The sequence below is a fragment of the Inquilinus limosus genome (assembly GCF_051487185.1).
GTDB classification, from domain to species: Bacteria; Pseudomonadota; Alphaproteobacteria; order DSM-16000; family Inquilinaceae; genus Inquilinus; species Inquilinus limosus_F.
The window spans coordinates 18,101-32,757 of sequence record NZ_JAHVDK010000019.1; the positions used below are offsets into that span (position 1 = coordinate 18,101).

The 14,657-nt window shown below is 70.1% G+C and carries 13 protein-coding genes; 9 read left to right on the plus strand and 4 right to left on the minus strand.

All coding sequences use genetic code 11. The features are described 5' to 3' along the window. The first annotated feature begins 157 nt into the window (after nucleotides 1–157). Both KXR53_RS21150 and KXR53_RS21155 read left to right on the plus strand, forming a co-directional pair. The gene (locus tag KXR53_RS21150) at nucleotides 158–907 is read left to right on the plus strand and encodes a TerC family protein (RefSeq protein ID WP_437377249.1); all 750 of its coding nucleotides are present in this window, start codon (nucleotides 158–160) and stop codon (nucleotides 905–907) included. 457 nt (nucleotides 908–1,364) lie between these two features. Continuing rightward, nucleotides 1,365–1,736 (plus strand): PRC-barrel domain-containing protein, encoded by a 372-nt coding sequence (locus tag KXR53_RS21155; protein WP_437377250.1) that lies wholly within the window; start codon nucleotides 1,365–1,367, stop codon nucleotides 1,734–1,736. Between the two features lie 95 nt (nucleotides 1,737–1,831). On the opposite strand, the gene KXR53_RS21160 is transcribed toward KXR53_RS21155, so the two are convergent. The 3 genes from KXR53_RS21160 to KXR53_RS21170 form a co-directional block, all read right to left on the minus strand. After that, nucleotides 1,832–2,638, minus strand: a complete 807-nt coding sequence (locus tag KXR53_RS21160; protein ID WP_437377251.1) for a calcium-binding protein — start codon at nucleotides 2,636–2,638, stop codon at nucleotides 1,832–1,834. 256 nt (nucleotides 2,639–2,894) lie between these two features. Continuing rightward, complete coding sequence (locus KXR53_RS21165) at nucleotides 2,895–3,134, minus strand: DUF2630 family protein (protein ID WP_437377252.1); 240 nt, start codon at nucleotides 3,132–3,134, stop codon at nucleotides 2,895–2,897. 133 nt (nucleotides 3,135–3,267) lie between these two features. Continuing rightward, a complete protein-coding gene (locus KXR53_RS21170) occupies nucleotides 3,268–4,638 on the minus strand; it encodes a serine hydrolase domain-containing protein (protein ID WP_437377253.1) in 1,371 nt (456 codons plus the stop codon). A 244-nt stretch (nucleotides 4,639–4,882) separates the two neighbouring features. Between KXR53_RS21170 and KXR53_RS21175 the strand changes: the two genes are divergently transcribed. The 7 genes from KXR53_RS21175 (at nucleotide 4,883) to KXR53_RS21205 (ending at nucleotide 13,269) form a co-directional block, all read left to right on the plus strand. Then, the gene (locus tag KXR53_RS21175) at nucleotides 4,883–6,202 is read left to right on the plus strand and encodes an ABC transporter substrate-binding protein (RefSeq protein WP_437377254.1); all 1,320 of its coding nucleotides are present in this window, start codon (nucleotides 4,883–4,885) and stop codon (nucleotides 6,200–6,202) included. Nucleotides 6,203–6,306: 104 nt separating this feature from the next. Further along, nucleotides 6,307–7,188 (plus strand): carbohydrate ABC transporter permease, encoded by an 882-nt coding sequence (locus KXR53_RS21180; RefSeq protein ID WP_437377255.1) that lies wholly within the window; start codon nucleotides 6,307–6,309, stop codon nucleotides 7,186–7,188. Nucleotides 7,189–7,191: 3 nt separating this feature from the next. Continuing rightward, nucleotides 7,192–8,019: a carbohydrate ABC transporter permease gene (locus KXR53_RS21185; protein ID WP_437377256.1), complete on the plus strand. Its 828-nt coding sequence runs from the start codon at nucleotides 7,192–7,194 to the stop codon at nucleotides 8,017–8,019. Nucleotides 8,020–8,031: 12 nt separating this feature from the next. Continuing rightward, a complete protein-coding gene (locus KXR53_RS21190; protein WP_437377257.1) occupies nucleotides 8,032–9,639 on the plus strand; it encodes a GMC family oxidoreductase in 1,608 nt (535 codons plus the stop codon). Nucleotides 9,640–9,650: 11 nt separating this feature from the next. Beyond that, on the plus strand, nucleotides 9,651–10,406 hold the full coding sequence (locus tag KXR53_RS21195; protein WP_437377258.1) for an SDR family NAD(P)-dependent oxidoreductase: 756 nt from the start codon (nucleotides 9,651–9,653) through the stop codon (nucleotides 10,404–10,406). A 226-nt stretch (nucleotides 10,407–10,632) separates the two neighbouring features. Next, nucleotides 10,633–11,532, plus strand: a complete 900-nt coding sequence (locus KXR53_RS21200) for an endonuclease III domain-containing protein (RefSeq protein ID WP_437377259.1) — start codon at nucleotides 10,633–10,635, stop codon at nucleotides 11,530–11,532. A gap of 57 nt (nucleotides 11,533–11,589) precedes the next feature. Beyond that, nucleotides 11,590–13,269 carry a calcium-binding protein gene (locus KXR53_RS21205; RefSeq protein WP_437377260.1) on the plus strand — a complete coding sequence of 560 codons (1,680 nt, stop codon included), beginning with the start codon at nucleotides 11,590–11,592 and terminating at the stop codon, nucleotides 13,267–13,269. A 131-nt stretch (nucleotides 13,270–13,400) separates the two neighbouring features. On the opposite strand, the gene KXR53_RS21210 is transcribed toward KXR53_RS21205, so the two are convergent. Beyond that, nucleotides 13,401–14,459, minus strand: a complete 1,059-nt coding sequence (locus tag KXR53_RS21210) for a citrate synthase/methylcitrate synthase (RefSeq protein WP_437377261.1) — start codon at nucleotides 14,457–14,459, stop codon at nucleotides 13,401–13,403. Nucleotides 14,460–14,657: the final 198 nt, after the last annotated feature.

Genomic DNA, 14,657 nt, shown 5'->3' on the forward strand with positions numbered 1-14,657 from the left:
GGTTGGAAGTGGCGGCGGCCGTCCGGGTCACGCATTCCTGTTCGCGCCGTCTCAGCCTCGCTGCTGATGGCCGAACAGTGCCGGTCCTCGCTCCGGGTTCCCCAGACCGCACGCTTGCGCTACATCGGGGCCATCCTCCCGCCACACCGGCCCCGCCATGCCCGACTGGTTCTCGCTCGCCGAGCTCACCGCTCTGGTCCAGGTCGTGATCATCGACGTGGCGCTGGCGGGCGACAACGCCATCGTCGTCGGCATGGCCGCGGCCGGGCTGGCGGCCGACGAGCGGCGGCGCGCCATCGTCTGGGGCATCGTCGCCGCCACCGTGCTGCGAATCGTCTTTGCCCTGTTCACCACCCAGCTGCTGCAGATCGTCGGCCTGCTGTTCGCCGGCGGCATCCTGCTGCTGTGGGTGTGCTGGAAGCTGTGGCGCGAGCTGCGCGCCGACCGCGCCGCCGAGGCCGCGGCGCTGCAGGAGGTGGAGGCGGCCGAGGGCGAGAACGGTTCCGGTGGAGAGAACCCCCTCCCCCTATCCCCCTCCCGCGAGGGGAGGGGGGACTCGATGGCGACGGGCGGAGGGAACCCCCTTCCCCTGGACTCGATGGCGGCGGCCGCCCCCGCCAAGACCTTCCGCCAGGCCGTCACCCAGATCGTGGTGGCCGACGTGTCGATGTCGCTGGACAATGTGCTGGCCGTGGCCGGCACCGCGCGCGACCACATCGAGGTGCTGATCGTCGGCCTCGCCCTCTCCGTCGCGCTGATGGGCCTGGCCGCCAACTTCGTCGCCCGGCTGCTGCACCGCCACCGCTGGATCGCCTATGTCGGGCTGCTGATCATCTTCTATGTGTCGCTGAAGATGATGTGGGATGGCGGGCATGAGATCTGGAATGCTACTGGCGCGGCCGGCTGACGGCGGCGTCTGCGCTTCCGGTGCTCACGGACCTTGAAGTCCGCTGCGCTCCGGTTCTCGACGCCACCGCCATCCGACTCACGCCAGCGCATTCCAGGCGCCGGCGCTGCTGGATGGCCACGCCCCTGCGGGGCTCGCCATGACGATCGGGGCCAAGGTCCCAGCGCCGGCGCCCTCCCCCTCACCCTCCCATTCGCCGTCGCGAATGGGCCCCTCCCTCTCCCCGAGGAGAGGGAATTTTCCAGCCTCCGGGAAGGAGCCCGGCCCGGCGCCGCGAGGCGCATCGCGCGGGGCCGGATTCGCGCGATCCGGAGTGGAACCGGAAGGCCGGATGTTCCCGTTGGACCTGCAGCAAAGCGCGCGGAGACGGTCATGCGCCATGGCGAGACGACACCGCCGGACCGCGGCGGCACGGCGCCGGCCGGCCCGCCGCCATTTCTTCATGAGGAGGTCCGGTATGCGTCGTCTGGCTCTCAGCCTCGTCATCCTCTCGGCCGTCGCGGGCACGGCCGTGGCGCAGGACAAGCCGAACTTCGTCACGCCCCAGTCCAATGACCTGATGGGATCGAGCCTCGTCGGCGCCGATGTCCGCAACCGCGGCGGCGAGACCATCGGCGAGATCGAGGACGTGATCATCGCCAACAAATCCACCGTCCGCGGCGTCATCGTGTCGGTCGGCGGGTTCCTCGGCATGGACGAGCACTATGTCGCGATCGATCCCACCGCCCTCGACCTCCAGCGCGAGGGCGACGGCTGGCGGGTGACGCTGGACGCGACCAAGGACCAGCTGCGGGCGGCGCCGCAGGTCGACTACAAGGGCCGGCAATAGGCAAGGGCGCGGCGCCGGGCGACGGTCGCGCCGGCCCGGCGCCGCACGAGGAGACGGCGGGTGGTCCCGCGGGCGGTCCCACCCGCCAAGCCCGGTCAGACGAGGACGAAGTCGTCGGCCTCGAACTCGTTGACCAGGCGGCCGAGGAAGAGAACCTCCCCGGCCGCGCCGAGGTCGAGGACCGTGCCGGAGGTCTCCTGGCTCAGATTCGCCAGCGGATCGAAATTGCCCGCGAAGCCGGCCAGCTCGACCACATCCTCGGTCGTGAAATCGGTGATCGTGTCGTTGCCCGGCTCGTCGGCGCGGAAGACGAAGGTGTCGGCGCCGCCGAAGCCGGCGAGGATATCGTTGCCCCTGCCGCCCTCGATCGTGTCGTCGGCATTGCCGCCGAAGACGGTGTCGTTGCCCCTGCCGCCGAACAGGTCGTCCGCCGCGTGGGTCGCGAGCTCCTGATTGGCGACGGCGCGGATCAGGTCGTCGCCGGCGCCCCCGAAGATGGTGTCGGCCGCGACGTCGCCGCCGCGGAGGATGTCGTTGCCCTCGCCGCCGAAGACGCGGTCGCCCGTCGGGTCGTTCCAGGCGACCAGATCGTCGCCCGCGCCGGCGAAGACGACGTCGCTGCCCGCCATGCCGCCGACGCTGTCGTCGCCGCTGCCGGCGAAGACGAGATCATCGTCGGCGCCGGTGTTGATGTCGTCCTTCCCGGCCCCGCCCCTGAGAAGATCCTCGCCGGCACCGCCGGCGAGGGTGTCGTCGCCGGCGCCGCCGGACAAGAGGTCCGACAGCTCGGCGCCCGTGAGGGTGTCGTCGCCGCCGCGACCGAAGGCGATCAGCATCTCCCCGGCGTTCGCGGTGAAGGTGTCGGGACCGTCCGTGCCGAATTCCACTCTGATGCTAGACATCGTTCGCTACCTCCTGAATCGAAGTGATTGCCGATGTCGTCGCTGACGCGGGTTTGCACCCGCGTCCCGGGGGCCGGCCCACGATGTGCTCAGATCAGGCGCTGCGCCGCGTGAAACCGCCGGACGCGCGCGTGGGGAGACGGCTCATGGCCGACACCCCCAGGGGCCGGGCCGCCGCCCGCCATCCTACACCCGCCGGACCCGCGCATCGATTAACCTGGATCAATCCTGCTTCGGCCGCGGCGGCCGGTCCCGCTCACTCGTCGCGGTAGGCGCGCACCATGCCGGCGGGGCGGATATGGGCGCCGTCGGGGTCCTGGCCGTATTCGCGCAGGGCCCGGCGCTGGCGCAGCAGGTCCCAGGCGCGGTCGAGCTCTCTCTCGATCTCGCGCAGCCGCTTCAGCTCGGCGTCGGTCGGGCGGCCGCGAGCCCACAGCCGCTCCTCCTCCGCCACCAGCTTCTCGATCCGGTTCAGCACGGTCCGGTCGGTCGTCATGCGGCTGAGAATAGCGCAAACCGCCGCCGCGGTCAGGGGGAGCGCGCCGGCGGAGTCCCCCTCACCCTCGCTTTCGCTGCCGCGAACGGGCCCCCTGCCTCTCCCCGAGGAGAGGGAAAGACCTCCGCCCGGCCTAGCCGGCCTCGTAACGCCCCTTCAGCTCCGCCGCCAGCTTCGCCTCGGGCAGCAGGCGGCTGCCGGCGTAGAGCAGCTCGGCCGCGGCGCCCTTGCGGTCGCGCTTGAGAGTCACCTCCTCGCCGTAGCTGTTGTAGCCCTGGGCGCGGGTGATGCGGCCGCGGTCCGGACCGTCCGGCGTGATCTCGGGCGCGTCGAGGAAGGGCGTGGCCAGCGCCGGGTCGGCGACCAGCATCTTGCCGCCGGCCGGCACCAGGTCGACGGCGCGCCAGGTGCTCCACCACCGGCCGGCCCAATCGCCGGTCTTCGCCGCGGGCGCGCCGTGCCTGGCGAAGGCGGAGAGGATGTGGACGATGCCCTCGGCCCAGGGGTTGGCCGGACCGTCCACCGCATTGGTCACCACCGAGGCGGCGATGCCCTGCCCCGGCAGCACCACGGTGCGGCTGATATAGCCGAGGAAGGCGCCGCCATGGCCGAACCAGCCGAAATCGCCGGTGCGGCCGATCATGGTGCCGAGGCCGTAATGCCGCTCCACCTCCGCGTCCGGGTTGCGCCATTGCGGCCGCACCAGCTCGCGCCGGCTGGCCGGGGACAGGATGCCGTGCTTCGCCTCGGGGTCGAGCCGGCCGAAGAACAGGGCCAGGTCGCGGGCGGTGGAGACGAAGCCGGTGGCGGATGCCAGCGCGTTGGTCGGGGTGCCGCCCGGAATCGGCACCCGCCGGCCGAGCGGCCACTTGCCGCTGTGCCCGGTGGCGAGCGGCCCGGCGCCGGGCGACGGCAGGTCGGGCGCGGTCTCCTCCAGCCCGGCCGGGGCCACGACCTCACGGTGGATCCAGTCGCCATAGGCCTCGCCGGTCACCGCCTCGATCACCAGGCCGAGCAGACCGAAGCCGTGGTTGGAGTATTTGAACCGGGCGGCGGCCGGGACCGGCGCCGGGCCGGAGAGGGCCTGGCGCAGCTCGGTCTCGGACGGGAACGGCCGGCGGTCCATCCAGTGGTCGGTGTCGGCGCCGTCGCGGCTGAGGCCGGCCGCATGCGACAGCAGCTGGCCGATGGTGGCGGATGCTGTCGCAGGATGCAGCCCGTCGACATGGCGGCCGGCCGGGTCGTCGAGGCCGAGCCTGCCCTGCTCGCGCAGCCTGAGAATCCCGACGGCGGTGAAGGTCTTGGAATGCGAGGCGACGCGGAAGCGGTGGCGTGGCGTCAAGGGCTCCTTGCGGCCGAGCTCGACCGTGCCGAAGGCCTGCTCCAGCACGATCCTGCCGTTCTCGGCGACGGCGACGACGCAACCGGGCTGCTCGGTCAGCCGCATCTGGAAGTCGAGCCAGCGCGGGATGTAGTCGAGGGCGGCGGGCAGCCATTTCGCCATGGGAGCCGAATCCGTTCTGGAGTCGCGAGGCGCACAGGCTCTCACGAAGCGGGCCGGGCTGCACCTCCGCGCTTGACTCCGTTCGGCTGCTGATTGAACATCTGTTCATCAATTGAGCATAATCACAATGCTCGATTGATCGACCGTCAGGCGCCGTCGCCCAAATCGGCGTAGGCTTCCCGCCGGAAGAGAGCGAGACCGCGAGAGACGCGGCTTTGGAGGAACAACCCCGAGGAGGCCCACCATGTCCTGGAAGATGTGCAAGGCCCTGGCCGGAGCGGGCGCGCTGGCGCTGCTGCTCGCGTCCGGATCGGCGATGGCGCAGCAGAAGCTGACCATCGCCACGGTCAACAACGCCGACATGATCATCATGCAGCGCCTGTCGAAGGACTTCGAGAAGGAGAGCGGCATCGCGCTGAACTGGGTGGTGCTGGAGGAGAACGTGCTGCGCCAGCGCGTCACCACTGACATCGCCACCAGTGGCGGGCAGTTCGACGTGCTGACCATCGGCACCTATGAGGTGCCGATCTGGGGCGCGCAGGACTGGCTGGTGCCGATGGACGACCTGCCGGCCGACTACGACATCGAGGACGTGCTGAAGCCGGTGCGGGACGGGCTGTCGCATGAGGGCAAGCTGTACGCCCTGCCCTTCTATGCCGAAAGCTCGATGACCTTCTACCGGAAGGACCTGTTCGACAAGGCGGGCCTGAAGATGCCCGACCAGCCGACCTATGAGCAGATCAAGGAGTTCGCGTCGAAGCTGCACGACCCCTCGCACGAGATCTACGGCATCTGCCTGCGCGGCAAGCCGGGCTGGGGCGAGAACATGGCCTTCATCGACCCGCTGGTGAACACCTATGGCGGGCGCTGGTTCGACATGGACTGGAACCCGACCATCGACACGCCGGAGTGGAAGGAGGCCATCACCTTCTATGTCGACCTGCTGAAGAGCTACGGCCCCCCGGGCGCGCCGTCGAACGGCCACAACGAGAACCGGGCGCTGTTCGCCAGCGGCAAATGCGCGATGTGGATCGACGCCACCTCGGCCGCCGGCTACCTGTACAACCCGAAGGACTCCACGGTCGCCGACAAGGTCGCCTTCGCCCAGGCGCCGGTCGCCAAGTCGCCGAAGGGCAACCACTGGCTGTGGTCCTGGGCGCTGGCGGTGCCGAAGTCGACCAAGGCGCCGGACGCGGCCAAGAAGTTCATCACCTGGGCCACGTCCAAGGCCTATATCGAGAAGGTCGCCAAGAGCGACGGCTGGACCGTGGTGCCGCCCGGCACGCGCGCCTCGACCTACGCCAACCCGGAGTACAAGAAGGCCGCGCCCTTCGCCGACTTCGTGCTGAAGGCGATCGAGACCGCGGACCCGAACGACGCCACGGTGGAGAAGGTGCCCTACACCGGCATCCAGTTCGTCGGCATCCCCGAGTTCCAGGCGATCGGCACCGAGGTCGGCCAGCAGCTCGCCGCCGCCCTCGCCGGCACGGTCTCGGTCGACCAGGCGCTGAAGGCCTCGCAGGAGGCCGCCGACCGGGCCATGGTCCAGGGCGGATACAAGTGACAGCCTGATCCGGACCGGCCCCGGCCTATGACGCTTCCCCCTCCTCTTGCGGGAGGGGGACAGCGGAAACGCGCCCGTCGCGCAGTCAGGAAAGGATGCACGCCATGGCCGCCATTGCCTCGACCCGGCGCAGGGCGACGCTGCTCCTCGCCCCATCGGTCACGGTCCTCCTGCTGTGGACCTTCGTGCCGCTGGCGGCGACGATCTACTTCTCGACCCTGCGCTACAACCTGATGAACCCGCTGCGGCGCGGCTTCGCGGGGCTGAACAACTACATCTACCTTGTCAACGACCCCGCCTTCTGGGACGCGATCCAGAACACGCTGATCCTGGTCGGGGCGGTGCTGGCGATCACCGTGGTGCTGGGCACCCTGATCGCGATCCTGCTGGACCAGCCCTTCCCCGGCCGCGGCATCGTCCGCGTGCTCGTCATCGCGCCCTTCTTCGTGATGCCGACGGTCAGCGCCCTGGTCTGGAAGAACCTGCTGCTGCACCCGGTCTCCGGCGTCCTGACCTGGGCGGCGCGGACGGTCGGGCTCGAGCCGATCGACTGGCTGAGCCAGGCGCCGCTGGCCGCGATCATCATCATGGTCGCCTGGCAGTGGCTGCCCTTCGCCGTGCTGATCCTCCTGACCGCGCTGCAGTCGCTGGACCATGAGCAGCGCGAGGCGGCGCGGATCGACGGCGCCGGGCCGATCTCGATGTTCTTCTACATCGTGCTGCCGCATCTGATGCACGCCATCGGCGTGGTCATCATGGTGCAGACGATCTTCCTGCTGGCGATCTTCGCCGAGATCCTGGTCACCACCAATGGCGGGCCGGGCACGGCCAGCACCAACCTGACCTATCTCGTCTACCGGAACGGCCTGCAGCAGTTCAACGTCGGCGCCGCCTCGGCCGGCGGGGTGATCGCGGTGATCCTGGCCAACATCGTCGCCTTCTTCCTGGTGCGCGCGCTGGCCCGCACCCTGCGCAAGGGAGGCTGAGCCATGGCCGTGAAACGCTCCGCGCGGCAGACTCTCGGCGTCACCGTCCTGGGCTGGGCGGTCGGGCTGGCGCTGTTCTTCCCGATCGGCTGGATGGTGCTGACCAGCTTCAAGACCGAGGTCGAGGCCTTCGCCACGCCGCCATCGATCTTCTTCACCCCGACCCTGGAGAACTACGCCGCCGTCGAATCCCGGATCGACTATTTCCACTACGCCTTGAACTCGGTCTACATCGCCTTCGGCTCGACCTTCCTGTGCCTGGTGATCGGCGGGATGGCGGCCTATTCCATGGCCTTCTTCCCGACCAAGCGCACCGACGGCACGCTGTTGTGGATGCTGTCGACCAAGATGATGCCCGCGGTCGGCGTGCTGGTGCCGATGTATCTGGGCTTCCGCGACCTCGGCCTCTTGAACACGGTCATCGGCATGGTCTTGCTGATGACGCTGGTCAACCTGCCGATCGTGGTATGGATGCTGTACACCTATTTCCGCGACTATCCGCGCGAGATCCTGGAGGCGGCGCGGGTGGACGGCGCGGGATCCTGGGCGGAGATGGTGTACATCCTGCTGCCCACCACCCTGCCCGGCATCGTCTCGACCTCACTCCTCACCATCATCCTGAGCTGGAACGAGGCGTTCTGGAGCATCAACCTGACCGGGCCGGATTCCGGGCCGCTGACCGCCTTCATCGCCTCCTTCTCCAGCCCCGAGGGGCTGTTCTGGGCCAAGCTGTCCGCCGCCTCGACCCTGGCCATCGCCCCGATCCTGGTGCTGGGCTGGCTGTCGCAGCGCCAGCTCGTGCGCGGCCTGACCTTCGGTGCGGTGAAGTGAGCGTCACCCGCCATGGCTGACGGCTACGACTACATCATCGTCGGCGGCGGCAGCGCCGGATGCGTCGTCGCCAGCCGGCTGGTGACCGAGCGGCGGGCGCGGGTGCTGCTGCTGGAGGCCGGCGGACGGCGCGGCAGCCGGCTGCTGGACATGCCGGCCGGCTACATGAAGTTCCTGAACCGGGACACCTATCTGACCCTGAACCAGACCGTGCCGCAGGAACAGCTGGGCGGCCGCGCCCCGATCATCCCGACCGGCAAGCTGCTGGGCGGCGGCAGCGCGGTCAACGCCATGGTCTATATGCGCGGCCGGCCGCAGGACTATGACGGCTGGGACGCGGAGCTCGGCGGCGGCTCCGGCTGGGGCTGGGCCGAACTGCTGCCCTATTTCATCAAGCAGGAGGGCAACGACCATCTCGGCGCCCCCTTCCACGGCACGGACGGGCCGCTGAAGGTCTCGCATCTCGGCCAGCACTGCGCCATGAGCCGCGCCTTCGTCCAGGCGCTGCAGGGCATGGGCGTGCCGTACCGGCCCGACTTCAACGGCGGCGTCCAGGCCGGTGTCGGCTTCATGCAGCACACGATCGATGCCCGGACCCGCACCCGCTGCAGCGCCGTGACCGCCTTCCTGGCCCCGGTGCTGGGCGACCCGAAGCTGACGGTCGAGACCGGGGCGCTGGTCACCCGCATCCGGATCGAGCGCGGCCGCGCCACCGGCGTCGACTACGTCAAGGACGGGCAGACCCGCCGGGCCACGGCCGGCGAGGTGATCCTGGCCGCCGGCGCCTATGCCTCGCCCAAGCTGCTGATGCTGAGCGGCATCGGCCCGGCCGAGGCGCTGGCCCGGCACGGCATCCCGGTGACGGCGGACCTGCCCGGCGTCGGCGCCAACCTGCAGGACCACCATGAGGTGCCGGTGATCGCCGCCACCAACGGCGCCTACGGCTATTTCGGCCGCGACCGCGGCCTGCCGATGATCCTGGCCGGGCTGCAGTACCTGCTGTTCAAGACCGGCCCGGTGACCACGACCGGGGTCGAGGCCTGCGCCTTCATCGACCCGGATGGCGAGGACCAGAGCGACCCGACGCTGCAGCTGTACTGCGTGCCGACCGTCTATCTCGACCGCGACGTCACCGGCGTCAAGCCGACCGACGGGGTGACGCTGAACGCCTGCCTGATGCGGCCGAAGGCGCGCGGATCGGTGTCGCTGCGCTCCGCCAACCCCGCCGACCCGCCGCTGATCGACTGCGCCTTCTTCGGCGACCCGGAGGATCTGCGCCTGTCGGTCGCCGGTCTGCGCTATGCCCGCCGGGTGTTGGCGGCCGACCCGGTGCGGCGAATGGTGACCGGCGAGATCTTCCCCGGCGACGCCACCACCAGCGATGAGGAGCTGGCCGCGCATTGCCGGCGCACGGTCAAGACCAACTACCACCCGGTCGGCACCTGCCGCATGGGGCCGGACGGCGATCCGATGGCCGTCGTCGACCGCACGCTGCGCGTGCGCGGGGTGGAGGGCCTGCGCGTCATCGACGCCTCGATCATGCCGCGGGTGACCAGCGGCAACACCAACGCCCCGGTTCTGGCGGTCGCCGACCGGGCGGTCGACCTGATCCCGATGTGATGGAGAGGACCATGTACCGCGAGAAATTCGACCTATCCGGCCGCGTGGCGGTGGTGACCGGCGGCGGCCGCGGCATCGGCCGGGCGACCTGCGAGGCGCTGGCCGAGGCCGGCGCCAAGGTGGTGGTGGCCGAGATCCTGGCCGATATCGGCGCCGAAACCGCCAAGGCGGTGGGCGGCGAGTTCATCCGGTTGGACGTCACCGACCCCGCCGCGGTGACCAAGGCCGCCGACGACATCCAGGCCCGGCACGGCCGGGTCGACGTCCTGGTCAACAACGCCGGCATGGCGCGCAACAGCGACGCGCTGGAGACCAGCGACGAGGAATGGCGCAAGGTCATGGACCTGAACGTCAACGCCGTGTTCTGGTGCGCCCGCGCCTTCGGCAGGCACATGGTGGCGGCCAAGCGCGGCAGCGTGATCAACATCGGGTCGATGTCCGGCATCATCGTCAACAAGCCGCAAGGCCAGGCGCATTACAACGCCAGCAAGGCCGCGGTGCATCTGTTGACCAAGTCGCTGGCCTGCGAATGGGCGCCGCACGGAGTGCGGGTCAACGCGATCGCCCCGGGCTACATCGCCACCGACATGACCCTGGCCGGCCGCACCAAGAAGGAATGGTACGACACCTGGATCGAGATGACGCCGATGGCCCGCTGCGGCGAGCCCTGGGAGATCGCCGCCACCGCCCTGTTCCTGGCGGCCGACGCCTCGGGCTTCTTCACCGGCGCGATCCTGGGCCCGGACGGCGGGTATACGGCCTGGTGATCAGGCCCGGTGAAGGACGGCTCGCGACGCATTAGAATCCGTCATGGCGAGGCGCGCAGCGCCGTGGCCATCCAGGGGCCGGCGCGAGCGGCCTGGATGGCCACGCCCCTTCGGGGCTCGCCATGACGGTTTGAGAATTTGGAAGGCTCATCAATCCCGGATGTGCCTCTCCGATTCGAGTCGCGCTTGTTCCCTTTATGTTCTAACCTGCGGCATGGTCGACGCCATGCCCGCCACCGCCCGCCTGGTCCGGATCGACGCTGCCCTGGCCGCCGCCTTCGGGCCGCCGCCGCGCTGGCTGTATCCGGCCCCGGTCGAGGTGCTGGTGCTGGCGCTCTTGTCCGCGCGCACCGAGGATGCGGTGGCGATGGCCGCCCACCGCATCCTGCGGGTGCGCTTCCCGCGCTGGCAGGATCTGCTCGACGCCGATCCGGCGGTGATCGAGCGGCTGATCGGCCGCACCACTTGGCCGGACAGGAAGGCGCAGACCCTGCAGGAGGCGCTGCGGGTGCTGCAGGCCGCTCGCGGCCGGCTGGAGTTGGACTTCCTGGCCGGGTGGCCGGTATCGCAGGCGGCCGCCTGGCTGCGACAGCTGCCCGGCGTCGGGCCGAAGACAGCAGCCTCGGTGCTGCTGTTCAGCCGACTGCGCATGCGCGCCCTGCCGGTCTCGACCGGCCATCTCCGCACCGCGAAGCGGCTTGGGCTGGTCTCCCGCCGCGCCGGCGCCGAGGCGGCGCACGAACCGCTGCTGGCGATGCTGCCGCCGGACTGGGACAACGATCGGATCGAGCGGCACCACTGGCTGGTCAAGCGGCTGGGCCACGACCACTGCACCGACCGGCGGCCCCGCTGCGGCGACTGCCCGGTGCGGAACCTGTGCCCGAGCCGCGGCCGCATCCGACCGGCGCCCGAGCACCGCGCCCGCCAGCTGGCCCTGCCCTTTCCCGGCCCGGCCGCGGGCATCCAGGCGCAATCAGGCTTCACATCCGGCGGCGCAACGGAATCCTCAGCGAATCGTCCATCCGCCCTTCGGCTCAAGCGAACGAAACCTTCTTTTTCGAACGAAATCTCCGGCCCGGATGTCCGATCCCGCCGTGATCTGATAACTTTCCCAAAAACGGAATAGCCGGAGGCTCGCCCGCCTGCGAGGACGTGAACCCAATTCCCATCTCGGAGGGTTCAGATGCCGCTCATCACCAATGTCGCCTACTCGCCCGACCCGACCGACGGTCAGGCGCTGGGCCTCGACCTCGCCCTGAACGGCGCCACGCGGATCGTGGTCAGCTGGGGCGACGGCTCCCCGCTGCAGACTTACACCGTGGAGCCGGGGAGCAACTCGATCCATCTGTCGCACGACTATGCCGGTCCCGCGGCCGGCACTATCGCCATCCGCGCCGCCGCCCCGGGGGTGCCGGACGAGCGCACCACCCTGAACCTCGTGGTCGGGGCGGATGAGTATTACAGCCGCGTCTCCGGTGATCCGTGGGACCCGGCCATCACGCGGGAAAGCCCGCGGATCTCGGGCGACGGTAGCCTCGTGCTCTGGGCCGAGACCTACAACGGCTATGCCGACGACGTGGTGCTGAGGAATCTCGAAGACGGGACCACCTTCCACATCGGCAACGCCCGCGACGCCTATGAGTACGACGGCCCCCCGGTCCTGCTGGCGAACGGCGCCGCAGCCTATTTCTACGAAGAGTACTTCGGGATGGCCGGCTTACTTCACCCGGCCACCATCTATCGGGTAGAGGCCGGCGAGAAGATCGTCATCGGGGACGCCTACGACGTCACCGTCACCGACGATGCACGCTACGCCGTCTACCGGCAGGACAGCGACTGGGAGCCGGGGCCCGACGGCTGGTATCTGCGCGATTTCGAGGCCGGAACCAGCACCTTTCTCGGCGATGACGCCGAATATGACGGCCCGCGCTACCACGTGCATTTCGTGGACGGCCAGCTCGTGGTCGACGACGACACCACCGGAGAGCAGTCGGTCAGCGGACCGCTGGCCACCGACACCACGGCCGACGATGGCACCACCGTCATCGCCAGCGACGACGCGCTGGCGCCCGGCGACACCAACAACGCCTCGGACGTCTATCTGCAGGAGAACGGCACCCCCACCCATGACGGGACCGACGGGCCGGACGTCCTGCTGCTGGGCGTGGCGAACGACATCGCGAGCGGCGCCGCCGGCAAGGACTACCTGGCCGGCGGCCTGGGCGACGATTCCCTGAGCGGCGGCGCCGGCGACGACCTGCTGGAAGGCGGTACCGGGGCGGACAGCCTCGACGGCGGCGACGGCATCGACGCAGCGGGCTACGCCACCAGCCTCGCCGGGGTGCAGGCCAGCCTCGACCGGCCGGCCGGCAACACCGGCGCCGCCGCCGGAGACACCTACTCCGGCATCGAGAACCTGCTCGGCAGCGCCTTCGCCGACCGGCTGGAGGGTGACGCCGGCGCCAACGCCCTGCGCGGTGGGGCCGGGGACGACCGGATCGGCGGGCTGGGCGGCGACGACCGCCTGGTCGGCGGCGACGGCAATGACGTCATCGCCGGCGGCAGCGGCCGGGACCGGATCTACGGCGGTGCCGGAGACGACCGGATCGCCGGCGGCATCGCGGCGGATGTCGTCGTTGTCCAGCCCGGCTTCGGCCGCGACGTGGTCCAGGACTTCGACGGCGCGGCCGGGGACGTCATCCTGTTCGACCGTGACGTCTTCGCCAGCTTCGCCGAGGTCATGGCCCATGCCCGCGACTACGGCACGGACGGCACCGTGATCACGGCCGACGCCGAGAACAAGATCATCCTGCTCGGGGTCGACCGGTCCTCGCTGCAGGCGGACGACTTCGCGTTCGTCTAGCCGCCAGGCGAAAGCCTTTCGTTATTGCGAGGAGGCGAAGCCGACGAAGCAATCCAGGGGCCGGTGCGAGCCGTCCTGGATTGCTTCGCTACGCTCGCAATGACGGCAGAGGGACGCGTCTGAACCGATCTTTACGCCGCCAGGCTGGGCTGCGGGCCGACATAGCGGCTGTCGGGCCGCAGCAGCCGGCCGGTCTGCTCCTGCTCCAGGATATGGGCTGTCCAGCCGGCGACGCGGCCGACGGCGAAGGCCGGCGTGAACAGCGACCGGTCGAGCCCGACCGCGTCGAGCAGCAGCGCGGTGTAGAACTCGACATTGGTGTCGAGCGGCCGGTCCGGCCTGTGCCGGCGCAGGGCGACGAGCGCTGCCTTCTCCACCGTCTCGGCCATGGCGATGCGCGGGCTGGACAGGCCCGCCAGCACCGATTTCAGCACGTCGGCGCGCGGGTCGCGGGTGCGGTAGATGCGGTGGCCGAAGCCCATCAGCCGGCGGCCGGCCGCGAGTTCCGCCTTGATCCAGCCGGGTGCGGCCGCACCGATGCCGATCGCGTCGAGCATGTCGAGGACCGGCCCCGGCGCGCCACCATGCAGCGGCCCCTTGAGCGCGCAGAGCGCGGCGGTGACCGAGGCCACCGCGCCGGCGAGGGTCGAGGCCACCACCCGGGCGGCGAAGGTGGAGGCGTTCAGCCCGTGGTCGGACACGGTGACGAGATAGGCGTCGAGCGCCCGCGCCAGCTTGGGATCGGCCGGCTTGTCCGCCAGCATGCGCAGCAGGTCGGCCGCGTGGCCGGCCTTCGGGTCGGGAGCGACCGGACGCTTGCCCTGCCCCTGCCGCACCAGCGCCGCCAGGAACACCGGCATGGCCGCGACCAGACCGAGCGGCGTGCCGTCTTCGTCGTCCGCCAGGCCGGCGATCATTGCCCGCAGCCCGTCGACCGGCGGCAGCCCGGCCGCGGCCGGCAGCAGCCGGGGCACGTGGCGGAAGGCGGCGGCGCGGGCGGCGCCCAGCCGGGCCTTGAGGTCGCCGGTGTCGGCGAAGCCGTCCCACAGCAGCGCCAGCACGCCTTCGAAATCGAGCGTCCGCACCGCCTCCTCGACCGGCAGGCCGCGGATCACCAGCACACCGCGCTGCCCATCCACCAGGCTCATCACCGTCTCGGCGGCGACGACACCATCCAGTCCTGTCGTCATCTCGACCTCCTCTTCGCAGATGCACAACAGGTCGAGCGAATGGAATAGGTTGTCAATCTTGATAGATGCGATCAATGTATCTGGATGATCGACAGCGTGCATGCCCCCTCACCCTCCCGACCCTTGCGGGTCGGGCCCCTCCCTCTCCCCGAGGAGAGGGAAGGTTCACCTCTCCCCCGGGGAGAGGTCGAAATCGCG

What these genes read in the sequence shown, in the direction of transcription:
- KXR53_RS21200 (WP_437377259.1), top strand. Translation starts at nt 10,633, where the DNA reads ATGCCCGCCACCGCCCGCCTGGTCCGGATCGACGCTGCCCTGGCCGCC.
- KXR53_RS21190 (WP_437377257.1), top strand. Translation starts at nt 8,032, where the DNA reads ATGGCTGACGGCTACGACTACATCATCGTCGGCGGCGGCAGCGCCGGA.
- KXR53_RS21155 (WP_437377250.1), top strand. Translation starts at nt 1,365, where the DNA reads ATGCGTCGTCTGGCTCTCAGCCTCGTCATCCTCTCGGCCGTCGCGGGC.
- KXR53_RS21185 (WP_437377256.1), top strand. Translation starts at nt 7,192, where the DNA reads ATGGCCGTGAAACGCTCCGCGCGGCAGACTCTCGGCGTCACCGTCCTG.
- KXR53_RS21210 (WP_437377261.1), bottom strand. Translation starts at nt 14,459, where the DNA reads ATGACGACAGGACTGGATGGTGTCGTCGCCGCCGAGACGGTGATGAGC.
- KXR53_RS21195 (WP_437377258.1), top strand. Translation starts at nt 9,651, where the DNA reads ATGTACCGCGAGAAATTCGACCTATCCGGCCGCGTGGCGGTGGTGACC.
- KXR53_RS21175 (WP_437377254.1), top strand. Translation starts at nt 4,883, where the DNA reads ATGTCCTGGAAGATGTGCAAGGCCCTGGCCGGAGCGGGCGCGCTGGCG.
- KXR53_RS21170 (WP_437377253.1), bottom strand. Translation starts at nt 4,638, where the DNA reads ATGGCGAAATGGCTGCCCGCCGCCCTCGACTACATCCCGCGCTGGCTC.
- KXR53_RS21180 (WP_437377255.1), top strand. Translation starts at nt 6,307, where the DNA reads ATGGCCGCCATTGCCTCGACCCGGCGCAGGGCGACGCTGCTCCTCGCC.
- KXR53_RS21150 (WP_437377249.1), top strand. Translation starts at nt 158, where the DNA reads ATGCCCGACTGGTTCTCGCTCGCCGAGCTCACCGCTCTGGTCCAGGTC.
- KXR53_RS21165 (WP_437377252.1), bottom strand. Translation starts at nt 3,134, where the DNA reads ATGACGACCGACCGGACCGTGCTGAACCGGATCGAGAAGCTGGTGGCG.
- KXR53_RS21205 (WP_437377260.1), top strand. Translation starts at nt 11,590, where the DNA reads ATGCCGCTCATCACCAATGTCGCCTACTCGCCCGACCCGACCGACGGT.
- KXR53_RS21160 (WP_437377251.1), bottom strand. Translation starts at nt 2,638, where the DNA reads ATGTCTAGCATCAGAGTGGAATTCGGCACGGACGGTCCCGACACCTTC.